Source organism: Anaerocolumna sedimenticola (assembly GCF_009931695.1).
GTDB classification, from domain to species: Bacteria; Bacillota; Clostridia; order Lachnospirales; family Lachnospiraceae; genus Anaerocolumna; species Anaerocolumna sedimenticola.
Genome location: NZ_CP048000.1, coordinates 3356347 through 3377821 on the forward strand (window position 1 = coordinate 3356347; position 21475 = coordinate 3377821).

The 21475-nt window shown below is 34.4% G+C and carries 20 protein-coding genes and 1 riboswitch; all 20 genes read left to right on the forward strand.

Going from position 1 to position 21475, the window contains the following annotated elements; translation table 11 throughout:
• Window positions 1-41 precede the first annotated feature (41 nt).
• The 20 genes from Ana3638_RS14800 to Ana3638_RS14895 all read left to right on the forward strand — a co-directional run bounded on the left by Ana3638_RS14800 (window position 42) and on the right by Ana3638_RS14895 (window position 21431).
• Entirely contained in the window at window positions 42-719 is a 678-nt protein-coding gene (locus Ana3638_RS14800) for a response regulator transcription factor (RefSeq protein ID WP_161838722.1), read from the forward strand.
• Window positions 712-2175 (forward strand): HAMP domain-containing sensor histidine kinase, encoded by a 1464-nt coding sequence (locus tag Ana3638_RS14805; protein WP_161838723.1) that lies wholly within the window; start codon window positions 712-714, stop codon window positions 2173-2175. The genes Ana3638_RS14800 and Ana3638_RS14805 overlap by 8 nt, the downstream gene beginning before the upstream one ends.
• 115 nt (window positions 2176-2290) lie before the next feature.
• A complete protein-coding gene (locus tag Ana3638_RS14810) occupies window positions 2291-3871 on the forward strand; it encodes an ABC transporter substrate-binding protein (RefSeq protein ID WP_161838724.1) in 1581 nt (526 codons plus the stop codon).
• A gap of 7 nt (window positions 3872-3878) precedes the next feature.
• Window positions 3879-4727 carry a carbohydrate ABC transporter permease gene (locus Ana3638_RS14815; protein WP_161838725.1) on the forward strand — a complete coding sequence of 283 codons (849 nt, stop codon included), beginning with the start codon at window positions 3879-3881 and terminating at the stop codon, window positions 4725-4727.
• Window positions 4724-5593, forward strand: coding sequence for a carbohydrate ABC transporter permease (locus Ana3638_RS14820; protein ID WP_161838726.1), 870 nt, complete (start codon window positions 4724-4726; stop codon window positions 5591-5593). Before Ana3638_RS14815 ends, Ana3638_RS14820 begins: the two co-directional genes overlap by 4 nt.
• Window positions 5594-5621: 28 nt before the next feature.
• Complete coding sequence (locus tag Ana3638_RS14825; protein WP_161838727.1) at window positions 5622-7025, forward strand: HlyD family secretion protein; 1404 nt, start codon at window positions 5622-5624, stop codon at window positions 7023-7025.
• Window positions 7015-8091 (forward strand): ABC transporter permease, encoded by a 1077-nt coding sequence (locus Ana3638_RS14830; protein ID WP_161838728.1) that lies wholly within the window; start codon window positions 7015-7017, stop codon window positions 8089-8091. The genes Ana3638_RS14825 and Ana3638_RS14830 overlap by 11 nt, the downstream gene beginning before the upstream one ends.
• A 242-nt stretch (window positions 8092-8333) precedes the next feature.
• Window positions 8334-9515 carry a C40 family peptidase gene (locus Ana3638_RS14835; RefSeq protein WP_161838729.1) on the forward strand — a complete coding sequence of 394 codons (1182 nt, stop codon included), beginning with the start codon at window positions 8334-8336 and terminating at the stop codon, window positions 9513-9515.
• A gap of 257 nt (window positions 9516-9772) precedes the next feature.
• On the forward strand, window positions 9773-10501 hold the full coding sequence (locus Ana3638_RS14840) for a hypothetical protein (protein ID WP_161838730.1): 729 nt from the start codon (window positions 9773-9775) through the stop codon (window positions 10499-10501).
• Window positions 10502-10744: 243 nt separating this feature from the next.
• Window positions 10745-10951: a hypothetical protein gene (locus Ana3638_RS14845; RefSeq protein WP_161838731.1), complete on the forward strand. Its 207-nt coding sequence runs from the start codon at window positions 10745-10747 to the stop codon at window positions 10949-10951.
• A 443-nt stretch (window positions 10952-11394) separates the two neighbouring features.
• A complete protein-coding gene (locus Ana3638_RS14850; RefSeq protein ID WP_161838732.1) occupies window positions 11395-11973 on the forward strand; it encodes a hypothetical protein in 579 nt (192 codons plus the stop codon).
• A gap of 44 nt (window positions 11974-12017) precedes the next feature.
• Entirely contained in the window at window positions 12018-13214 is a 1197-nt protein-coding gene (locus tag Ana3638_RS14855) for a sensor histidine kinase (RefSeq protein ID WP_161838733.1), read from the forward strand.
• A complete protein-coding gene (locus Ana3638_RS14860; protein WP_161838734.1) occupies window positions 13207-14772 on the forward strand; it encodes a response regulator transcription factor in 1566 nt (521 codons plus the stop codon). The genes Ana3638_RS14855 and Ana3638_RS14860 overlap by 8 nt, the downstream gene beginning before the upstream one ends.
• 114 nt (window positions 14773-14886) lie before the next feature.
• Entirely contained in the window at window positions 14887-16257 is a 1371-nt protein-coding gene (locus tag Ana3638_RS14865) for an ABC transporter substrate-binding protein (protein ID WP_161838735.1), read from the forward strand.
• Between the two features lie 73 nt (window positions 16258-16330).
• Entirely contained in the window at window positions 16331-17233 is a 903-nt protein-coding gene (locus Ana3638_RS14870) for a carbohydrate ABC transporter permease (RefSeq protein ID WP_161838736.1), read from the forward strand.
• Complete coding sequence (locus Ana3638_RS14875) at window positions 17230-18078, forward strand: carbohydrate ABC transporter permease (protein ID WP_161838737.1); 849 nt, start codon at window positions 17230-17232, stop codon at window positions 18076-18078. The genes Ana3638_RS14870 and Ana3638_RS14875 overlap by 4 nt, the downstream gene beginning before the upstream one ends.
• Window positions 18079-18120: 42 nt before the next feature.
• A complete protein-coding gene (locus tag Ana3638_RS14880; RefSeq protein WP_161838738.1) occupies window positions 18121-18909 on the forward strand; it encodes a creatininase family protein in 789 nt (262 codons plus the stop codon).
• Between the two features lie 58 nt (window positions 18910-18967).
• A riboswitch (ZMP/ZTP riboswitch) is annotated at window positions 18968-19046 on the forward strand.
• Between the two features lie 181 nt (window positions 19047-19227).
• On the forward strand, window positions 19228-19614 hold the full coding sequence (locus Ana3638_RS14885; protein WP_161838739.1) for a BlaI/MecI/CopY family transcriptional regulator: 387 nt from the start codon (window positions 19228-19230) through the stop codon (window positions 19612-19614).
• 3 nt (window positions 19615-19617) lie between these two features.
• Complete coding sequence (locus tag Ana3638_RS14890; protein ID WP_161838740.1) at window positions 19618-21228, forward strand: M56 family metallopeptidase; 1611 nt, start codon at window positions 19618-19620, stop codon at window positions 21226-21228.
• On the forward strand, window positions 21213-21431 hold the full coding sequence (locus tag Ana3638_RS14895; RefSeq protein WP_161838741.1) for a hypothetical protein: 219 nt from the start codon (window positions 21213-21215) through the stop codon (window positions 21429-21431). The genes Ana3638_RS14890 and Ana3638_RS14895 overlap by 16 nt, the downstream gene beginning before the upstream one ends.
• Window positions 21432-21475 lie beyond the last annotated feature (44 nt).

The window sequence follows — 21475 nt, forward strand, 5'->3', positions numbered from 1 at the left end:
AAAGAACGGTTGGACGAAAAATTTAATTTTGAGGTGTTAGTGTGTTAAATAAAATTCTTATAGTGGAAGATGATCAGAATATCAGGGAAGTTGTTGAGGAATATCTGTCGGAAGCAGGTTATCTGGTTATTTCGGCAGAAGATGGTAAAAAAGCCCATCATATTATAAAAAAGGATGAAACCATTGATTTGTATATCCTGGATATTATGCTGCCGGAGATTACAGGATTGGAGTTGTTAAAAACCATCCGAAATAAAAATAATACACCGGTGCTGATGTTAACAGCTCTTGATGATGAAAATACACAGTCTGCCAGCTTTGATGCACTGGCAGATGATTATGTAACAAAACCTTTCTCACCAAAATTGCTGGTAAAACGTGTGGAAGCATTGCTAAGAAGAATCGGTCAGGCCGGTACACTTAAGGCTGGTCCGGTCACAATAGATTTAGACCGTTATACTGCTTTTGAGAATGGGGAAAGAGTAATATTAACTTTAAAAGAATTAGAACTTTTGAAAGTGTTAATGACAAATCAGGGAAAAGTGCTTACCAGACAACAGTTATTGAATCTGGTATGGGGGTATGACTATTTCGGAGACGACCGAATCGTAGACGTACATATTAAGAATGTGCGTAAAAAATTTAAAGTTAATATTATCGAAACAGTAAAAGGAGTCGGATACCGAATATTGGAGAGAGCAGGTGATACAGATGTTTAGAAAAAGAGGAATCGTACGTAATACATTTATTTACACTTCCCTGCTGATTACTTTTGTAATATTCATTTCTTTTGGTATCCTTTATCTGGTTTTACCGGATTATTATACTTATTCAAAAAATAAAGTTTTAAAAACCAATGCAGATAATCTTGCGGTAAACATTCAATCCGCTAAAACAGAAAATGAGATAGCTCATTATATTTCAGATTTTTCCGCACAGAATAATGCAATAACTTTAGCATATGATACTGCGGATAACCTGATGCTTAAGTTATCCTCACCTTTTAATTTATATTATAATAAAAATGACAAACTTGCTAAAATTTCAATTCAGATGAATAAAGAAGATTTTATAACAGATGATTTAGATGGATCAAAAAGCAAAGCACTATTTATTAAAAAAAATGACAGCGCTTCCATTATGATTGAAAAAGAGATAGGCAAAAATGGCATAGCCTATATATCCATATTTGGAACCATGCAGCCGATCAACGAAGCCAAAGGTGTGATCATTTCTCTTATGCCGTATCTCTTTGCTGTAAATATCCTTATCGCTTTATTGGCATCCTATTATTTTTCAAAACGAATGACAAAACCTATTGTTAAGCTGTCCCATACTGCCAGGGATATGCAGAATCTCACTCCCGGCATTCAGTCCGGTATCCGTACAAACGATGAGGTGGGTGAACTTTCTGAAAACATGGATTTGTTATATCAGAAGTTATGTTCCAATATTACAAATCTTAAAATAGAGATGGATAAAGTTACGGAGCTGGAGAAATCGAAAACAGATTTTATGCGTGCGGCAAGTCATGAATTAAAAACGCCCATATCAGCGTTATATGGGATTGTTGAGGGAATGATTGACGATGTGGGTAAATACAAAGATAAAGAAAAGTACTTAAAAGAAAGTAAAAAATTAATCGACAATCTTACAAAACTTATAAATGAAATATTATATGCTTCTAAATTGGATTCCACCGAAAAAATTTTAAAAACAGAATCGGTGAGAATTTTACCGCTTTTAGAGCTTTCCTTAGAAAATAACCGGTTATTTATGGAAGAGAAGAAATTAAATGTAATAAAGCCAAATTCGGACGTAGTAATCAAAACAGATGAAAATACATTAAAAACGGTTATTTCCAATATTATTTCCAATGCCGTCAAATATACTGCGGAGGGCGGAAATATAAATATTCATATAACCGAAAAGGATAGCTCCATCTGTTTATCAATAGAAAATCAATGTGAGAATATACCGAAAGGGGAACTAAATAAACTCTTTGAACCCTTTTTTACACGTAATTACAGCAGAAACCGCAATAAAAGCGGCACCGGTTTAGGTTTATATATTGTGAAACGAAACCTGGAAGCATTGCAGATACCTTATGAATTAGTGAATACACTGGAAGGACTTAAATTTAATCTGTATTTTAATAAGAGCAGCAGCTCTTGATTTATCTTCATTTATAATACATGCTAACTTCATAACAACTTCATATTGGGAAAATATACTTATCCTCGTAGAATAATTACATAAATTATTTAAAATTATTTTAGGAGGAAATGAAATGAAGAAACTTCTATCACTAACCCTGATAGTTACTGTATTGTTCACATTTACAGCTTGCAGCAGTCAGGAGACCAATTCTGATACGAAAGATCCGCAGAATCAAAAAAGCGGTTCACAAGCAACAGAAAGAACCGAACCCGTTAACTTAGACGGAGAAGTGAACGGTGAAATTACCGTATACTGTTATGATTCCACATTTTACAAAAATTACCTGGAAGCAGGTGCAAAAGAGTTTGAAGCCAAATATCCCGGAACCAAAGTAAATATTGAGAGTTTTTCCACAGCTCCGGAAGTGAAATCTTCAACTACAAAAAATGGTGGAACAATAAAGATGATAACGAATAACAGAGATACCAAAAGCGAAAATGATTATATTAACCGAATTAATACGGAGCTTATGACCGGCGAAGGTCCGGATATATTGGCAATGGATATCCTGCCTTATTATAAATATGCGGAAAATGGTCAGTTAGTAGACTTAAATGCTTATATGGATGCCGATAAAGACTTTCAGAAAGAGGATTACAGGCAGAATGTGTTAGAAGCAACCAATTATAAAGGTGGTCAATATATATTTCCCATGGGTTATAATTTTGATGTTCTGGGCTATGATAAGACAATATTAGATCCGGCAGAACAGGAAAACTTGAACCCCAATGAGGCTTATACTTACGATCAGTTAATTGAAATCGGTCAGGACTCTTTTGAAAATCAAAAAAATATGGATAAAGAAAATCCTCTTAAGATGTTTGACCGATCCAGCGGTTCAACTGGCGCCGGCACAATGTTCAACCAGCTGTTTCAGTTAGATTATAAGCAGTTTGTGGATATTGAAAATAAAACTGCTAATTTTACCGGCGGTCAATTTGAGAAAGTATTGGAAACGGTAAAAGAATATGAAGAAAACGGTTATTTAAACGTACCTGTAGAAAAAAAAGCTGAGGATATGCTTAAAGTAAGTTCTTCCCAAAGCTTTTTATTCAGAACAGTTGGTGATAACATGCTTCTTCAGGCATTTGATGACAATAACGGAAAGAAAATGAACATAACCTTTAACGGAGGCGGACAGTTCACGGAAAACGATGAAATAGCCGGTATCTTAAAGAATGATAAGGATCAAATTGTATTTGATTATACACAAGCCTATGCCATGAATGCAAATTCCCAAAATAAAAATACATCCTGGGCATTTTTGAAATATCTGGCAGGAGAAGAGATGCAGACTTCTACAACCTTAATGGGCTGTCCTGTTAACATTAAGGCGGGTGAAGAAAAGGCAAAGCTTCAAATTCAAATTGCAGGCAAGAATGCGGTTCCGCTTACAGATAAAGGGGCAGGCAAGGATACGAAAAAACAATCAGGAGCAGTGGAACTGGATGAAAAACAGACAGAAATATTTAATAACTATAACAAGGCTTTAAATCAGTACTCGGATATGCTTAATACTTATATGATACATGATACGGTAATTGATGATATGGTTAATGAAGAAGTGAAGTATTTCTTTGACGGAAGTAAAAGTGCTAAAGAAGTAGCAGAAATTTTACAAGGTAAAGTAGAACTTTATTTAAATGAGTAGAAAAAGTATGAAAAAGAGAAAAATTGACTTGGCAGTATTTTTTATACTGCCCGGTCTGATTGGATTTATTTTGTTTTATATTTGGCCGTTTTTGACTTCTTTAGGATATGCTTTTGTTGACCGGCCCATAGATGGTAAATTCGTCGGATTTAATAATTTTATTGATTTATTTCACAATAAGCCATATTTAATGGGACTAAAAAATACATTTATTTTCATCGGTTTATGTGTGCCGCTAAATATGATTTTATCTCTGGCGGTTGCCATAATGATTAAAAAAACATTTCGGCATAAGAAATTATTTACCCTGGTTTTTCTGATTCCGTTAGTGATACCGTCAGGGTCTATGGTTTTCTTTTGGAAAATGTTTTTTGATTACAACGGATATCTTAACCACCTTTTAGAACTGATAGGAATCAAGCATATTAATTGGCTGGAAACATCTCTGGTACGTTTCGTCATTGTTCTTATTTTTATCTGGAAAAATCTTGGTTACAATATAATTTTATTTATATCCGGTTTAAGTGCGATACCCAAAGAATATTACGAAGCTGCAAAAGTTGACGGCGCCGGTAGTGTACAGGAATTTTTTGGTATTACATTAATAAATTTAACACCCACCTTTATTCTGGTAATAATTATGTCGGTGATTAATTCGTTCAAAGTGTTTAAAGAAATTTATCTGATCACGGGCAGTTATCCCCATGAAAGTATTTATATGCTGCAGCATTTTATGAATAATATGTTTAATTCACTGGATTATCAGAAATTAACAACGGCAACCTGTGTTTTGGTATTTGTCATTAGTTTGTTAACACAATTTCTATTTCGATTGGAAAAGAAGGTGTCATTATGAAACCTAAGATCATAGAGAAAATTTCCTTTGTCATATTGATTTTTACCGGTATTCTCTTTCTTTTTCCGCTGGTGGTTACCTTTACCAATTCTTTTATGACGGAACTGGAGATCAGTTTAAACTATACGACAAAACTTTCTTTTTTTGACTTATATGCCGGAATCAAAGAAAAAATGATTGATATGAATTTAATACCCATGGAAGCAACTCTGGGACAGTATTATGATACCCTGGTCAACCAGCCAACATTTATCCTTTTATTAATAAATTCTCTAAAAATTACCCTTCCGGTGGTACTTGGCAATGTGGTAATATCTTTGCTTACCGCATACGGATTTACCATATGGAAATGGAAATATAAGGATATTATATTTTTGGTTTATATTATAGTAATGCTTATGCCGCTGCAGGCGGTCCTGGTTCCTAATTATATTATTGCAGACCAGTTGAATATAAAGGAAAGTTATCTTGCAATTATTTTACCGGGGATATTTTCGCCCTTTGGAACATTTCTTCTGAACCAAAGCATGAAAGCCATACCTAATGAATATTTTGAAGCGGCATCCGTTGACGGGGCAAACCCCGTATATATTTTTTTTCATATTGTCATACCCCAAATGAAGTCAGGCATAGCAGCTTTGATTATGTTAACTTTTATTGAATATTGGAATCTGGTTGAACAGGCCGTTATCTTTATTAAAGATTATTACCTGGAACCGTTATCGGTGTATTTATCTAGGATTGCCGAAGGTAAAGTCGGCATTATCTTTGCAGCCTCCTGTATCTATATGTTTTTGCCGTTATGGTTTTTACTTATGGGACAGGAAAACCTGGAAAAAGGAATAGAACTTTCCGGAATGAAATGAATTATTACATAATTAAGTGAGGTTTTATATGAATGCCAATAAAAAATTTAAAATAATCGGAGCTCTGTTTCTTGCTGTTTTAACCTTATTCCTGTTTTTATCCAAGACAATCTATTCCTATCATTTACCTGTTGTAACCGGAGTTTCTCCGTCTAATGGGAAGCTGAATAAATCGGAAACGACTACGGGGCTGGCAGATTGGTCAGAGGTGGAAGAAATTTATTCTCAAATCGGGGGTACTATAGACGAAGTACTTGCCAAAGAAGGTGATAAGGTAAAAGCGGGGCAGGAGCTGTTTCGGTTAAGTTTTAATAAGGATGAAATAAATAATAAATTAAAGGAATCTGAGGTGAACAAAAATAAAATTTTAATTGATATGGAAAAGATTCAACTGAATAAGAAAGAAACGGAACGAAAAATTTCTGCATTAGAAGAGGAAATTAAGAAAGAAGAACCGGAAGCTACAAATGATTTAATAAAAATCAAGAAGCAGATTGAGAAATTGGAAGATCAGATAAAACAAGCGGAAGATGATTATGAGAAAGCAAAACTCTTATATGATGGAGGTGTTATTTCCAAGAAAGAATTGGATAGCGCCGAAAGCGCCCTGAAAAACTTAAATTATGATTTGGAGATATTACAAGGGGATTATGATAATCAAAAAATAAAAACAGAACAAACCCACGATACTTATGAAAAGCAATTGGACGAATATAAAAATAATATAGAAGCATTAAAGCATGATCTTGAGGTTTTTGAACAGGATCTGAAATCAAAGGAATTAGACTTAAATAATCTGAATACAGAGAAAGAAAGTTATATAAAAGCCCTAGCCGATTTTAAGGAAAATGAGGTTATTTCAGCACCCAAAAATGCAACTGTCTTATCCATTCCCGTAAAAACCGGTCAGTTTATAAATGCAGGACAATTAATGGTTAGTTTTGGTGTGGGTACTGAATATCAATTAGAATGTGAAATAACGCTGGATAATGATTTTATATCCGTTGGTGATACCTGTGAATTGTCCAACGCTTCCTACGAATTGGAGGGAGAAGTAAGTAAAATAACCCCTGTGGAAAATTCCAAACAGGTAACCGTTGCCTTTCGGTCCAAGGAAGCTTTAAAAGGAGAAACTTTCGAAATCACCTTTGAAAAAGAAAGTACTGCCTCCTATACGTTAATTCCCAATGGGGCGATCAATGAAGATAATGACGGATATTTTATTTATGAAATTAAGAAACGCAAAGGCATGCTGGGAGATGAATTTTATGCAGAGAAAGTCTATGTATATATTGGTGATTCGGATAATGACAATACGGTAATTACAGACGGGCTGGATTTTTTTGAACCCGTTGTACTATTAAGCGATAAATCATTTTCGGATGGTGAAACGGTAAAAGTAGAAAATGTAGGTGATTTTTTTGAAGAATAGAACCAGAGTAATTTTACGTATTGGAATGGTTACGTTCCTTGTTTTTCTTCAGATAATGAATTTGTTAATAAAGCAAAAAGTAAATGAGGGTTTATATCTGATTACTCCAAAGACTGATAAAAACATGGGGATATCTTTGGATGAAATTAATCAGATCAATGATGACAATTTTTTGCTGACATATGAAGTAAATCAGGAAAAACAGGTAAAGATAAATCAAATCCGGTATAATGTATCTGTTAAAGGAACGAATTATACTTATCCCTCTGTTCTTTCCTTAACTTTTATTAAGGGCAGTTATTTTACCAAACAGGCCCAGGAGAAAGAACAAAGAACAGTTGTGTTAAATGAATATGCAGCTTTTGAGATATTCGGCGGTTTTGAGATTACAGGCAGTAAAATTTATCTGGATAATAAACCATATACCATCACTGGTGTTATAAAAGATGGAGATAAAGAAAATAAAAACATGTATATTCCTGTTTCGCTTATGGATCAACAGCCGGATACCTATATGACAAATTTGGATTCCGTTAATGGAATTACGGAAGAATATGTGAAAAATATGTTTAAGCTGGCCGGTATAACGGATAAAGATTATTATTTTGTTAATCTGGATGCATTAAGTAAAATGATTGTTAACGAAAGTAACCTATCCCTGTTAACCCTCCTGGTCTTTCTTTTATTGCTGCTTTTACGGACAGGAATTCATACATTTATCAGAAAAAGCAAAATAACAAAAGAATTATTAAAGCAGTATTATTTTAAAGAAATTATAAGAAAGAAACCTGGATTGATTGCAGGGATTATCGGAACTTGTTTTTTCATTGCCCTTATTGCCGCAGTACTTGTAAAACTATCGGAATATATTTTTTGGTTAATTTTAAATATGGATTTATTCGGTAATCTTCTTTTCGAATTCAGCACCGATTGTTTTATAAACCAGGTACAGCTGATCCGGAAAGTTTCGGTATATTCAAAATTTTCTTTCTGTGTATATATTATCTTATTTATCATTTATGCCTGTTCCATAAAATCTTTCTGTATACGAAGAGATAAGGATTAGTGGATGCAATTAAAGAATGTATTTTTCATGGGGGTAATTCAACATCCGCCAGTTGCTTACAGCCATGCAAGTACGCTTGTTTCCAGGAGAAACTCGTGGAGACTATTTCTTAAGTTTCAGGGAAAGTTATAAGAATTTACACAATTTCCAACATATACCTAGTGCATTATTTTCGATTTTAATTTAAAATAAATTTGTAACATATTTAACAGATTTGTAATAAATGAAGTTGGAGGTTTCAAATGATAAAAATAAGAAAGATTGTTACATATTGTATGATAGGGACAATAGCTTTTGCCAGCAGGGCTACAATATCAAAAGCTGCCGAAATGCCAATTGCGGGAATAGATGTTTTATTAAGTGATTTTTATCAGAATTCGGATAAAGATAGCAAAGATATCAAAAATTATTTATCCTCGGATTTATTCAAAGAATATGCGGATATATCTTTCGCCCAGGTAACCGATTATGTGAACATAAGAAAGAAACCCAGTGAAGACAGTAAAATAATCGGAAAATTATATGATAATTCAGCAGCAACAATTATTACTAAAAAAGGTGACTGGTATAAGGTAAAATCAGGAACCGTTACCGGGTACATAAAATCCGATTTCCTGGTTACAGGTAAGGAAGCGGCAGAAGTAGCAGATTCCGTTGGAACCAGAGTCGCAACCGTAAATACAACTACCTTGAAAGTAAGGAAAGAAACTAATACGGATGCTCCTGTTATTACTTTACTTCCTGTCGGGGAAGAGTTGAAAGTAAAAAAGGAAATGGACGGATGGATAAAAGTTTCTTTAGGCAGTCAGGGAACAGGTTATGTTTCTGCTGATTATGTGGATTTATCAACGGAATTTAAAGAAGCGATCTCCATTGAAGAGGAAAAAGCAAAATTAGAAGCAGAAGAAGCAGCCAGAAAAGCAGCAGAACAATCCCAGTCAACGGATTCTTCTTCCAGTAATAATTCATCTAACAATTCCTCAAATAATGCCGCTCGTTATTCTGTAAAATCAAGCAATTCATCACAGAAAAAAAATTCAAGCAGCAGTAGTTCCAACAGTTCTTCTACCCGTGATAAGATTGTAAACTATGCTCTTAAGTTTCAAGGAAATCCTTATGTCTATGGTGGAACCAGCTTAACCAATGGAACGGATTGTTCCGGTTTTACACAATCAGTTTTTTCTGATAATGGAATTTACATACCAAGGGATTCAAGATCCCAGGCCGCAAGTGGAAGATCGATTTCCGTATCCGATATCAGACCGGGCGATTTAATTTTTTATTCAAGAAACGGCTCTATTAATCACGTTGCACTTTACATAGGCAATGGGCAGGTTATTAGCGCAAGTAGTCCGGAAACAGGTATTGTAGTACGCAGTTATAATTACAGACAGCCTGTAAAAGCAGTAAGTTATATTAATTAAAAAGATGGGGGCTGATAATAATCTAACCTTTACTTAAGTCAAAAGTATGGTATTTTTTATTTCAGCTCCGCTAATGAAATAGGTAATTGTGAAACTATTTAGTTTAAAAAAAACCATACAAGGAGTACTTGTTTCATACTTCAGTGGCCTTTAGGCTTATGTAGAGGTGTAGAGGTACAAATTAATGAATGTAGATTATTTGTATGGTTTTTTCACATCAATCTTAATATGCAACAGAAATGAGGAACATATAACAGATGAAACAATGGAAAAAATACCTGGCCGCGGTGGGAGCTGCAGCCCTTATTCTGGTTTTAGGTCTCAGTATAAAAAACAACGGGAACAAAACGGAAACTGACCTTGTTAAAAACAGCACAATGGTACAGGAAAATTTGCAAACTGAAGTGGAGCCTGCTTCCGATGAAAACGAAACCATTTCAACTTTATCTGCCGAAGAAAAACAGACGTCAGATGATAAAAATGTAAATCAGGAACAAAGCATTTCAGAGGATGATATAAAATCAGAAATTAATAATTTAATTAATACATATTATGATTCTCTTGGTGATGAGAAAAAAGACAGTTTGGATACAAAAGACCAGACAGCAGATGATAAGTCTGTTAAAAAACAGACATCTGGGGAAAAAAAATCTGAAAATGATATTATTGAGAAATATCAGGATATTAAAACTTATATTAAACCAGGATTAGATAAAAATTCTTATGTAGTATTTACCACATATAACATTAAATTATATAATATTGATACCTTAGTTCCCGGAATGAGTTCCATGGTTATTAGCAGAGATAAAGAAGGAAATCTAAGCATTAATCCGGATCAAAATAATAAAAAACTCAACGACTATATCAATAAATTATCGAAAGAAAAAGATATTAAAAAAGTTATTAATGATATTAATTCAAAGTTAGCGAAAGCAGTAAAGAAAGATACTTCGCTCCAAGGATTTATGGATTACTTAAAATAGTAACGAAAAAGGTTTTCTGAAAAAAATTTCAGAAAACCTTTTTTCTTGCTGTAGGGCTATCTTTAAAAAACCACCGGCTAGGCCGGTGGACCATAATGGTTTCTAGCGTTTTCATAAAACTCCCTTGTTATAATAAGTGTGGGTCTCAAACCGCACTACAAACAACAAAGGAGGTATTAAAATCATTGCTCGTATTACTGACCACAATGCCGGTCGGTATCGCTTACGAAAATGCCAGAATTGATGAAAATATTTGAAAGTGTGAAGAAGGGACTGGAAGAAGAATATGAAAATCCTGAGACGCTATGTGCTCTGGAACCGATTATGCATATACATAGCTGCACTGTGGAGAGTTATCCTGAAAACGGTATGAAAGAAAAATATGAATATTCTGCAAAAAAGCTAATTGACCGGATTACAAGGAATAAGACAATTATAATGTTGCGGTAAAAATGAGAGAGTAGATTTTGAATGAGGTCTACTCTCTTTGTTATGAACAAAATGTACTGTAATTGTTGTATGATTTGGATATGACTACGCGATTGTATGCTGCCGTATTACCAGACCATCTGAAAGCGGAAATGCAAAAACTGAAACAACCAACAGTAATACTATAGATCACAATGGTTGGGCAATAAATATGAAAAAGTATGGTAATAATTTTGGGATGATGATAAAATATAGAAAAATTGTGTTTTTAGAAGGTATGTTTATGTAAGAATATACTACTGGTTATCGGATGAGATTACAAAGAGGATATGAAATAGATATAAATCTTATAGATTTAAAGAAGGAAGCTCTACAGTAGCTAAAGTTAAGTGTGATGGAGGCTTTGTAAAGAGCCAATTGATTTGGGTTTATACAGAGTAACTATCATTTTGGGGGCTTTTAGGATGTTGAAAAGATGGAAAGAAAAAACTTCACTATTAAGAAATATAAATATTTTTAGACGATTACTCATCATGTTTATTTTCGCTACAATGCTACCAATTATAATTTATGGAATACTATTATATAACAAAAGCAGTAAAGTTATTCAGGAAGGGATAAGCAGCTCTTTAGAATCTATGCTAATTCAGATTTGTTCCAATATTGAGGAAAAAATGGAGAAAGTTCGAAATGACAGCATTGAAATAAGCTATATGGATGAAATTCAGGACATATTGATTAACTATAATAATTATACAGAAAGAATGAAACATAATACAAAAGTTGTCATTACTGAAAAGATGAGCAGAAAATATGTTTTTGATAATATAGTAACGGAAATTACATTATATACTCTGCAAGGTGATGCGGTGAATGTATATGGAAGCGATGCCTTTCGTCTGAATTTGAAGGAAGATAATTTAAAAGATTTTTTACAGGAATGTAATGAAGGTAATGGAAGATGTATTTTTAAAGCAATGAATGAAAGTTATGAGGTGAGAATTGCATCAGGAGTTAATGTTGGGAGAAAAATATTGTATTAGGAAAAGCAATTAAGAAAAAAAAGGATGGAAATATTATCGGCTATATGCTGATGACTATTGAAGAAGAAAAAATACAAAGTATTTATAGAGAATTGGCTAATAATATGTCTGCTGAAATATTTGTAGTGGATAAAGACAATGTCATTATTTCATCGGTTGAGGATTCTATCAAGGTAGGAAATGTTTATTCTGATAACGATATAATTCGCCGTATAAAGGACGAGCGTTATTTCCTTCAGAAGGGAAAAGAAAATAAGATAGTATATAATAAAATGATAAACAATACTTGGTGTTTGGTTAGTATTGTTCCATTTACATATTTGCATACAGACGCAGAACCCATCATGCGAAATTTCATTTATGTAGGTCTTTTTGGAATAGCCTTTGGAATTGTTATTACCGCGATAGTATCATATAGTATTATTTTACCTATAAACAGGACTATTATTGGCATTAAAGAGTTTGAAACCGGACATATGGATATTACCCTGAAGGAAGATGGGAATGATGAAATTACTATTTTGGCAAAACAATTTAATAGAATGGCAAAAGAGATAAGTAGTCTTCTTGAGAATATACGAAAAGCTGAAAGACAGAAAAGAAAACTGGAGATCCAGGCATTGCAGGCGCAAATAAATCCTCACTTTTTGGCAAATACCCTGAATACAATTTCATTTATTGCAAGAATGAAAAATGAAAACTCAATTGTAACACTTGTGAATGCTATAATAGATTTATTAAGAGGCAGTATGAAAAATGATGATAATCTGCAGACGGTTTCCGATGAGATTGAATTACTAAAGAATTATATTACAATACAGGAATATCGACTGATGAGTAAATTTGATGTCAATTTTAAGATTGATTCCTCGATTGAAAATAAGCTGATGCCAAAGTTCATTTTACAGCCGATTGTGGAAAATGCAATTATTCATGGTATTGAACCGTTAAATAGAAGAGGCTTGATAGAGATTAGCGGATATCAGAAGAAACGGAACATGTTTTTTGAGATAACAGATAATGGTGTAGGGATTGCGCAGACGGAATTCTCAAAAATCCTGAATGATAAGAAGAATGAAGAAAAAGGAAGATTTACTGGTATTGGCGTTGGTAATGTAAATAGAAGAATAAAGCTGTTGTTTGGAAATCAGTATGGGTTACAGATGAAAAGTGAGGAAAATGAATATACAACCTTAATCATAAAATTACCAATAATAAAACGAGGTGAGAAGAATGTATAATATTATGCTTGTAGACGACGATCCGATAGTGTTAGTGGAATTAAAAAAAATGATTGAGTGGGATGTATTAGGATGTGAATTAATTGCAGAAGCGGGTAGTGGTAAGTCAGCTGTTGAGTTGCTGAAAGAGTGTAAACCAGATATTATATTTACTGATATCAGCATGCCAAATATGACAGGCGTGGAATTAATTAATTATATCAATGAATTTGATTCGAATATTAAAGTAGTTGCGTTAAGTGCGTATGAAGACTTTAATTATGTCAGGGGAAGTCTGAAAAACGGTGCAAAAGATTATTTATTAAAGCATCAGATTACGAAAGAAAGTATTAATGATTTGATAAAAGCCATGATTCAGGAAATAGGAGAAGAGAAAATAGAGAAGCTGCCATCGTTTACAGAAGAGAGCAAAGGTGATCTGCTATATAAAATCGTCTATGAGTATACAGATATTGAGAATCTGGATGAAATATTAAAAAACATGAAATTGTCTTGGTTGTATGAGGATATGATAGTGGTAATCGGGGGTACCGATTGTTATTTTGGTGAATTACATGACATAAAAACAGATGAACTGACAATGCGGATGTTAATTGAAGAGACAATTAAATATTATCGGGATTACTTTATGATGCCGCTGGAACCTGGTATATTTGTAATGGCATTCAGTGCAAGAGAAAAGTCAAGAAAAGATATTGATGAAGTAATTATGCAGATACAATCAACATTGTTTAGATTTTGTGGTTTAGAATTGTCGTTTGTTGTATCAGATCCCTTTGAAGGGATTAAACATATCAGAAAGCAAATACAGATTGATAAAGCAGTCCTGCTTGAAAATTATTTCCAGGGTGGGAAAAAGTTTATTGTACATAGTGAGGGAATAGAAGAGCCTGCAGGAGTATTAGATGATGAAAACATTAACCAGCTGAATGAGATTTTATATTTAAAAGAACATAATATCAATGAATACTTTGATTATTTTTTTACAGATGTAATAAAAAGGCATTTGCCAAGAGAACGAATTCAGGTATTGTATATGGAAATTATAATGTTTTTAAAAAGAAAAATTATTAATATGCATTTAGACGAGAAAATAATCTTTAATAAAGAGCAGCCATATGAAATATGCATATCCTTTTCCACCTGCGAGGATATAAAAAAATATCTTATTAATGTTTGCATCAATATGCAAAAAGAATTGAAAAAAAGCGGATTTTCATTTTCAAAATATTCTATTTCGGAAAAAGCAATAAAATATATTGAAATAAACTATAAAGAAAAAATAACGTTACGTAAGTTGGCTGATGCATTGCTTGTTAGTGCCGCATATTTAAGCAGAACCTTTAAAAAAAGTACGGGAGTGAATCTGGTAACATATATTAACCAGATAAAAATGAAACATGCGCGGGAAATGATTTTGCAGGGAAATCTGACGTTGCAGGAGATTGCCGATGAAATCGGTATACAAAATTATAATTACTTCTACATACTGTTTAAAGAGGTATATGGCATTTCACCATCGGATTATATAAAAAGCATTGATATTGAAAGAAAATAAAGAGGACAAAATTTTAAGAAAACAGGTTTATATACTTAATGTACAAAACACAATCTAAAATGTAGAATCAATATTGTTAATAGTTACACTAATAAAAATTATAGGAGGGTAATTATGAAGAAAAAGATGATAGCAATATTGCTTTCTATGACCGTAATTTTGTTAATGTTTACAGGGTGCGGATCGAAGCCTTCTTTAAGTCCAACAGGAGGAAAAGGAGATGCCTCTTCAGACAATGCGAGCACAGAGGTAACAAAACAGGCAGAATCAAAGGGGGAAGTAACACAGTTGACTTTTTGGACATATGTTGAGCAGCATGCGGATTTCTTTCAAGATGCAGCGAAAACCTGGAATGAGAACCACCCAGAGGAACAGATCGAATTAAAGACAGAGACTTATCCGCTAGAAGATATGCATAGTAAATTACTGATTACGTTACAGTCCGGAGACGGGGCGCCTGATATTGTAGATGTTAATGTCGCCAAATTCAGTGATTTTATGCAGGGCGGTGAAAAAGTATTTGTTCCACTGAATGATGTTATCGAACCGGAGAAGAGCAACTTCCTTGAGCCGGTACTTGATATTTATAAATATGACAATAATTATTACGGTATTGAATATCATGTAGGTGCACCTATGATGTACTACAATACGGAAATATTAGATCAGGCCGGGGTAAAAGTAGAAGACATTGTCACATGGAACGATTTGCATGAGGCTGGTAAAAAAGTACTGGCGGCTACCGGTAAACCAATCATTACCTTTGAAGTTGCTGATTCCTGGAGCTATTATATTATGACCGGTGAAATGGGCGGAGATTATTTTGATGAAAAAGGTAATTGTATTATTGATAGTGAAGCTAATGCCAAGACTCTTGATTTTATGATGAGTATGCTGGAGGACGGAACAGCAGTCACAACACCTGGCGGTGGATTCCATACGGAGGAATATTATGGATTTATGTCAAAAGGCGGAGCGGCTTCCATGTTGGAATGTATGTGGTATATGGGAAGATTCACGGACTATATGCCTGAACTGTCCGGTAAAATTCAAATGGCAGCTCCTCCTGTCTGGGATGATAGCAGCGTATATCCGGTTTTTGGCGGAACTGCAACGAGTGTTACTACACAATGTAAAAATCAGGATCTGGCAACTCGATTTCTAGCAGATGCAAAAATTAGTGCTGAAGGTGCAGGAAAGATATGGAATGTACTGGGATTTGATCCGTTGAGGTGGGATATTTGGGAAACTGATGTAATGAAACAGGATAATAAATTTACCGATTATTTTGGAAAAGATATTTTTAATATTGTCATCAACATGAAGGATAAATTCCATACTTCCAATATTACGGCATCACCAAAATTTTCATTAGCAAATTCGTTGGTATCTGGTGATATATTGTTTAAAGTATTAAGTGAGAAGAGTGAAACTCCAGCGGACGCACTGAAGAGTGCAGCGGATGAAATTAATAATTCCAAGTAATAGTTTGGAATAAGCTGCCGCAATACAACAATATTGTGGCAGCTTATTCTATAATAATGAGAGGATGATACCGGTGAATAAAGGAAGAATAATTACAAAACAAACAGCACCTTATTTTTTTTGCGCACCTTTTATAATTTCATTTATGGTTTTTACACTGTATCCTATGCTTTACATGATATATCGCAGTTTTTATAAACTGGAAGGGATTAGTACTTATCAATTTGTGGGTGCAGATAATTATCAAAGAATACTGACAGATCCTCATATTGGTAATGCTATTTTAACAACATTGGGATTTACACTGGGAATAACCATCGTAAATATTATTTTGCCCTTGCTTTTAGCAGTGGTTTTAAATCAAAAATTAACACCATTCAGAAATATATTCAGATCAGCTTTTTATATTCCTGCATTGACCTCTATTGTTGTCGCAGGTATATTTTTCAGGCTCTTTCTGGCCGGGAATGCAAATACACCCCTAAACCTATTGATGCAATTATTTAATAAAGAGCCTAAGGAATGGCTGTATGATACAAAAATTATAGGAGTGATAGCACTGGTTTTTACATCTACTTGGCGCTGGCTGGGACTTAATATATTATACTTTTTATCAGCATTGCAGACGATATCGCCGGAATTATACGATGCTGCCTATGTAGATGGAGCAAATACGGTACAGAAATTTCGTTATATTACACTGCCGGGAATAAAACCGATCTTAATTTTTGTTACAACAATTTTAACCTATGGCGGTTTGCGTATGTTTGGTGAGAGTTATGTATTATGGGCGAGCAAAAGTTCACCCGGAGATATTGGATTAACCATAGTTTTATATATTTACCGAATGGCCTTCGGACATTTTGATATGGGCTATGCATCCGCCATGTCAGTCATACTTTTTATGCTTTTTATGATTCTGAACTTCATCTATATTAAGTCATTGGGTATTGGCAGTAGGGGGAATCAAAGATGATAAACAAAAAGAAGAAAAGTACATATCAATTTTGCATTTTTATTATTCTTTTGATTATGGCAGTTGTATCATTGACACCGTTCTTTTATCTGCTTGTAACATCTTTTGTAACCGATATGAGCCAGGTATTTAAAAACGGAATAGCATTAAAAATCAAAGTAGATATGTTAAGTATTGAGAACTATAAAATGCTGCTTTCGGACAACGAAGGGTTATATTTTTCCTGGTTTAAGAACAGTATTATCGTAACAACGATTTTTACGGTGCTTTCTGTGCTTCTCTGTTCCATGGTAGGATACGGTATATCCATGTATGAGTTCAAAGGGAAAAAGTTCATTATCATTCTGGTGATGAGTACTATGATGATTCCGATTGAGACTCTGATGATACCGCTATACAATGAAATAAACAGCTTTCATTTATTAAATAAATATTTGGGTGTAGTATTTCCGTTTATGGTTGCACCATTTACGATTTATTTTTTTCTTCAATATGCACAAACTCTTTCAAAAGAATTCATGGATGCTGCCAGGATTGATGGGTGCGGAGAGTTTAGTATCTTCCTAAAAGTTATGTCGCCGCTTATGAAGCCGGCATTTTCAACAATGGTGATATTACAGGCTACGAATGCATGGAATGATTTTTTGTGGCCGTTAATAGTGATGTCAAAGAGTAAAAACTTTACTCTGACGGTTGGAATTCAGACATATTTATCGCCATATGGTAACAACTACAATCTGTTATTTGCTGGAGGAGTAATATCTGTAATCCCCGTTGTTGTTTTATTTTTTATATGCCAGAAGATGTTTATGGAAGGTATGATTCAAGGCGGAATTAAAGGGTAAGGCAAAAAATTAGTGATTATTATATTAATTGGAGGAATGAGTATGGAAATGAGATTTCATTATCTAAGACCGGATCAAATAACAGTACAACGGAATGCGTTTCCGGTAGCCTATGTCCCGTTAGGAACCCTGGAATGGCATGGGTTACATAATCCTCTTGGAGCAGACGGATTACAGGCAGAAGAAATAGCAATTCGATGTGCAAAGAAAGGTGGAGGAATTGTATTCCCTACAGTATATTATGGTGAAAGCAGAGTTAATTCCCTTCTTGAAACAGATTTGAAATACCGTGAGGGAATCTGTGAAAGGATGAGTTTACAGCAGGATGCTTTTGATGATAATAAATATCCGTATACAGGAATGCAACAGATAGAGCATTACAACCACCATTTGATTCATATCATGTCAGAAGTTGCATCATATGGATTTAAACTGGTCGTTTTTGTTGTAGGACACTATCCGTTGATAGAGAATGCAAGATGTGCAGTAATATCCTATAATCAATGGGCTTATGATAAAAGATGGGATAGGATTGGGGCTATGGCTGTAGCAGATTTTCTTGCTTTGAGGGATAAGTTTGAGAATGCTGGAGATCATGCTGGTGGTTGGGAGACCTCTCACCTGATGGCATCAAATCCAGAAACAGTGGATTTGAGTTTAGCCGCGGAGAATCTGCAATTTGGTATCATGAGTAAAAGAAATCCTATAACTTCAACAGCTGAGTTTGGAAATGAAATTTATGATATTGCTGTGAATGAGATTGTTGAGCGGGTTAATAAATGGATGAAAGACCCCGGAAAAAATATGGGGCATGGTATAAATCTGGAATAACTGACTTGACAATACAATCTTAAAGTTTGACACTTAAAAATCAATGACAGATTTTATTCATAGATTATATGACTGACGGAAGTAGAATTAATTACATGAAGTATAACGAATATAAGCCGACCGTCTGGGCAAGAGCCTGGATGGCCGGCTCTTTTTTGTAGGGCTTTCTTTAATAAACCACCGGCTAGGCCGGTGGACCATAATGGTTTCTAGCGTTTTCAGTAAGAAAAACTTAATAAAATAGCAGTTGATTTTTTGATTCGCCAAATGTAGAATATATTCATGAACTGATTCGTCAAATGTAGAAAGAGGTGAAACATGAATAAAATGATAAAAAGGCTGCCCGATTCGGAATTGGAAATCATGATGATAATATGGGAAGCGAAAGAGCCTGTAACCAGCGCTTTTGTCAGTGAAAAACTAAAATATAAAAAAGTATGGAAGATTACTTCGGTACTTACATTTCTAGCACGTTTAGTGGATAAGGGTTTTCTATCAAGCACCAGAGAGGGTAAAGTTAATATCTATTCTCCCCTTATCGGTGAACAGGAGTATTTAGAAAGTGAAAGCAAATCCATTCTGGAAAAATTATATGGCAATTCCCTGACTAATTTTGTTAACGCCCTTTATAACAGTAAAGCAATCAGTGAGGAAGATATAACAGAACTTCGCCAATTTATAGATAAAGCATCAAAGGGGGAATAACATATGCTGACTGAAATTTTCCGAAACCTAATAAATGTGTCAATCACTACATCTATACTTATTGGAATACTAATACTTCTGCTTCCCTTGCTCCGTAAAAATTATACGGCGAAATGGAGGTATTGGGTATGGCTGGTAATCGCTGTCAGATTATTGATTCCTTTGAATCTGCCGATACCTAAGCCGCCCATTGAGATATCCGTACCATCTCAAAACGTGGATATTAAAATACCATTACTTAAACCGGTAACCACTCCGGCACCCCATTATTTTACGGCGCCCCCGGCTGTGAAAGAACGTAATATAGAAAAATCAATATCTATTACAGAGATTTTAGTAACCGTATGGCTGTTGGGAATAGTTCTTTTTATACTTTATTATATTGGCGGATATATAGTTTTTAGAAATTCTGTTAAACGGCTTATCAGGCCGGTTAAGGACAACAGAGTTTTAGATTTGTTTAGCGGGATTAAAAAGGAATTAAAGGTTACAAAGAACGTCAGGTTATATTCCTGTAAAAAAGGAATCAGCCCCATGATGACAGGATTTTTTAATCCTGTTATGATATTACCGGATTATGAGCTGGAAAATGATAGTTTGGGTTTAATATTAAAACATGAGTTGATTCACTATAAACGGAAAGATATTTGGTATAAAGGATTAGTATTATTAGCTAATGGAATCCACTGGTTTAATCCACTGGTCTATCTCATGAAAAACCAGTCTGAGAAAGACTTAGAAATGGTATGTGATTCCGAAGTAATAAAGGATAGGGATATTGCCTTTAAACGAAAGTATAGTGAAACTATTTTACTGGCAGTTCATCAGGGAAATATACATAACACTGCATTTTCCACTTATATTCATGGAGGAAAAAAAACTATGAAGAAACGTTTTACAAACATATTTGACAAAGGAAAAAAGAAACCTGGTATTGCTGCATTATGCCTCATACTGGCAGCTGTCTGTCTGATAGGCGGTTTGGTAGCCTGGGAGCGTAAAGATAATATTCCGAAAGATTATAATAATACAGTTGATACCTCTGATAACAGTGATAATGGGGCAAAAAAGGATAATCAGATTGTATATGGAGATAACGGTTTCGGGGCTTCTGATCAGGTGGAAAACTCAGGTTTGCCAGAAACATCAGACAGTATAAATGAAACTGATTCAACAGACTCTGAGGATGATACAGTTCCCCTTACTGTAACAGATAACGCCGGTTATAAGGGCAGTCATAATACGGATGTTGATAACGCAGGTATTGTTGGTACGGACAACGCTGATACAAACACTACAAAAACAGATACCGATGCTACAGAAACTTCAGGTAATGAATTAAATTCTGACGATAATTCATCTGGATCCGATACTAGGGATGAGAATATATTCGGTAAGGGGGTCCTATTATTTATGAAAATAATCAATACGGCTTTGAGTTTGCTCTGCCCTCCAGCTGGAAAGGTTATAAGGTTTTTACAGATAAATGGGAAGGAATCGATTTTAATGAAACCCAGAAAGTTATGGAAACCGGTCCTGTTGTCACCATCAGACATCCCTTGTGGACTTCAAAAGAAACACGTCAGGATATTCCGATTATGGTATTTACTTTAAGCCAATGGGACGCAATGCAGCAGGATAAATTCCATATCGGTGCAGCACCTATAAACCCGGAGGAGCTTGGACGTAATTCCAAATATGTATTTGCATTACCAGCCAGATATAACTTTGCATTTCCGGCTGGGTATGAAGAAGTAGAGAATATTATGGTAAATGCTCCATTAACTCCAACTGAGAATATAACTTCCAATAAGTAAATAGTATAAAAGAGGTGCGGTAAAGTTTAAAATACATAACTTTG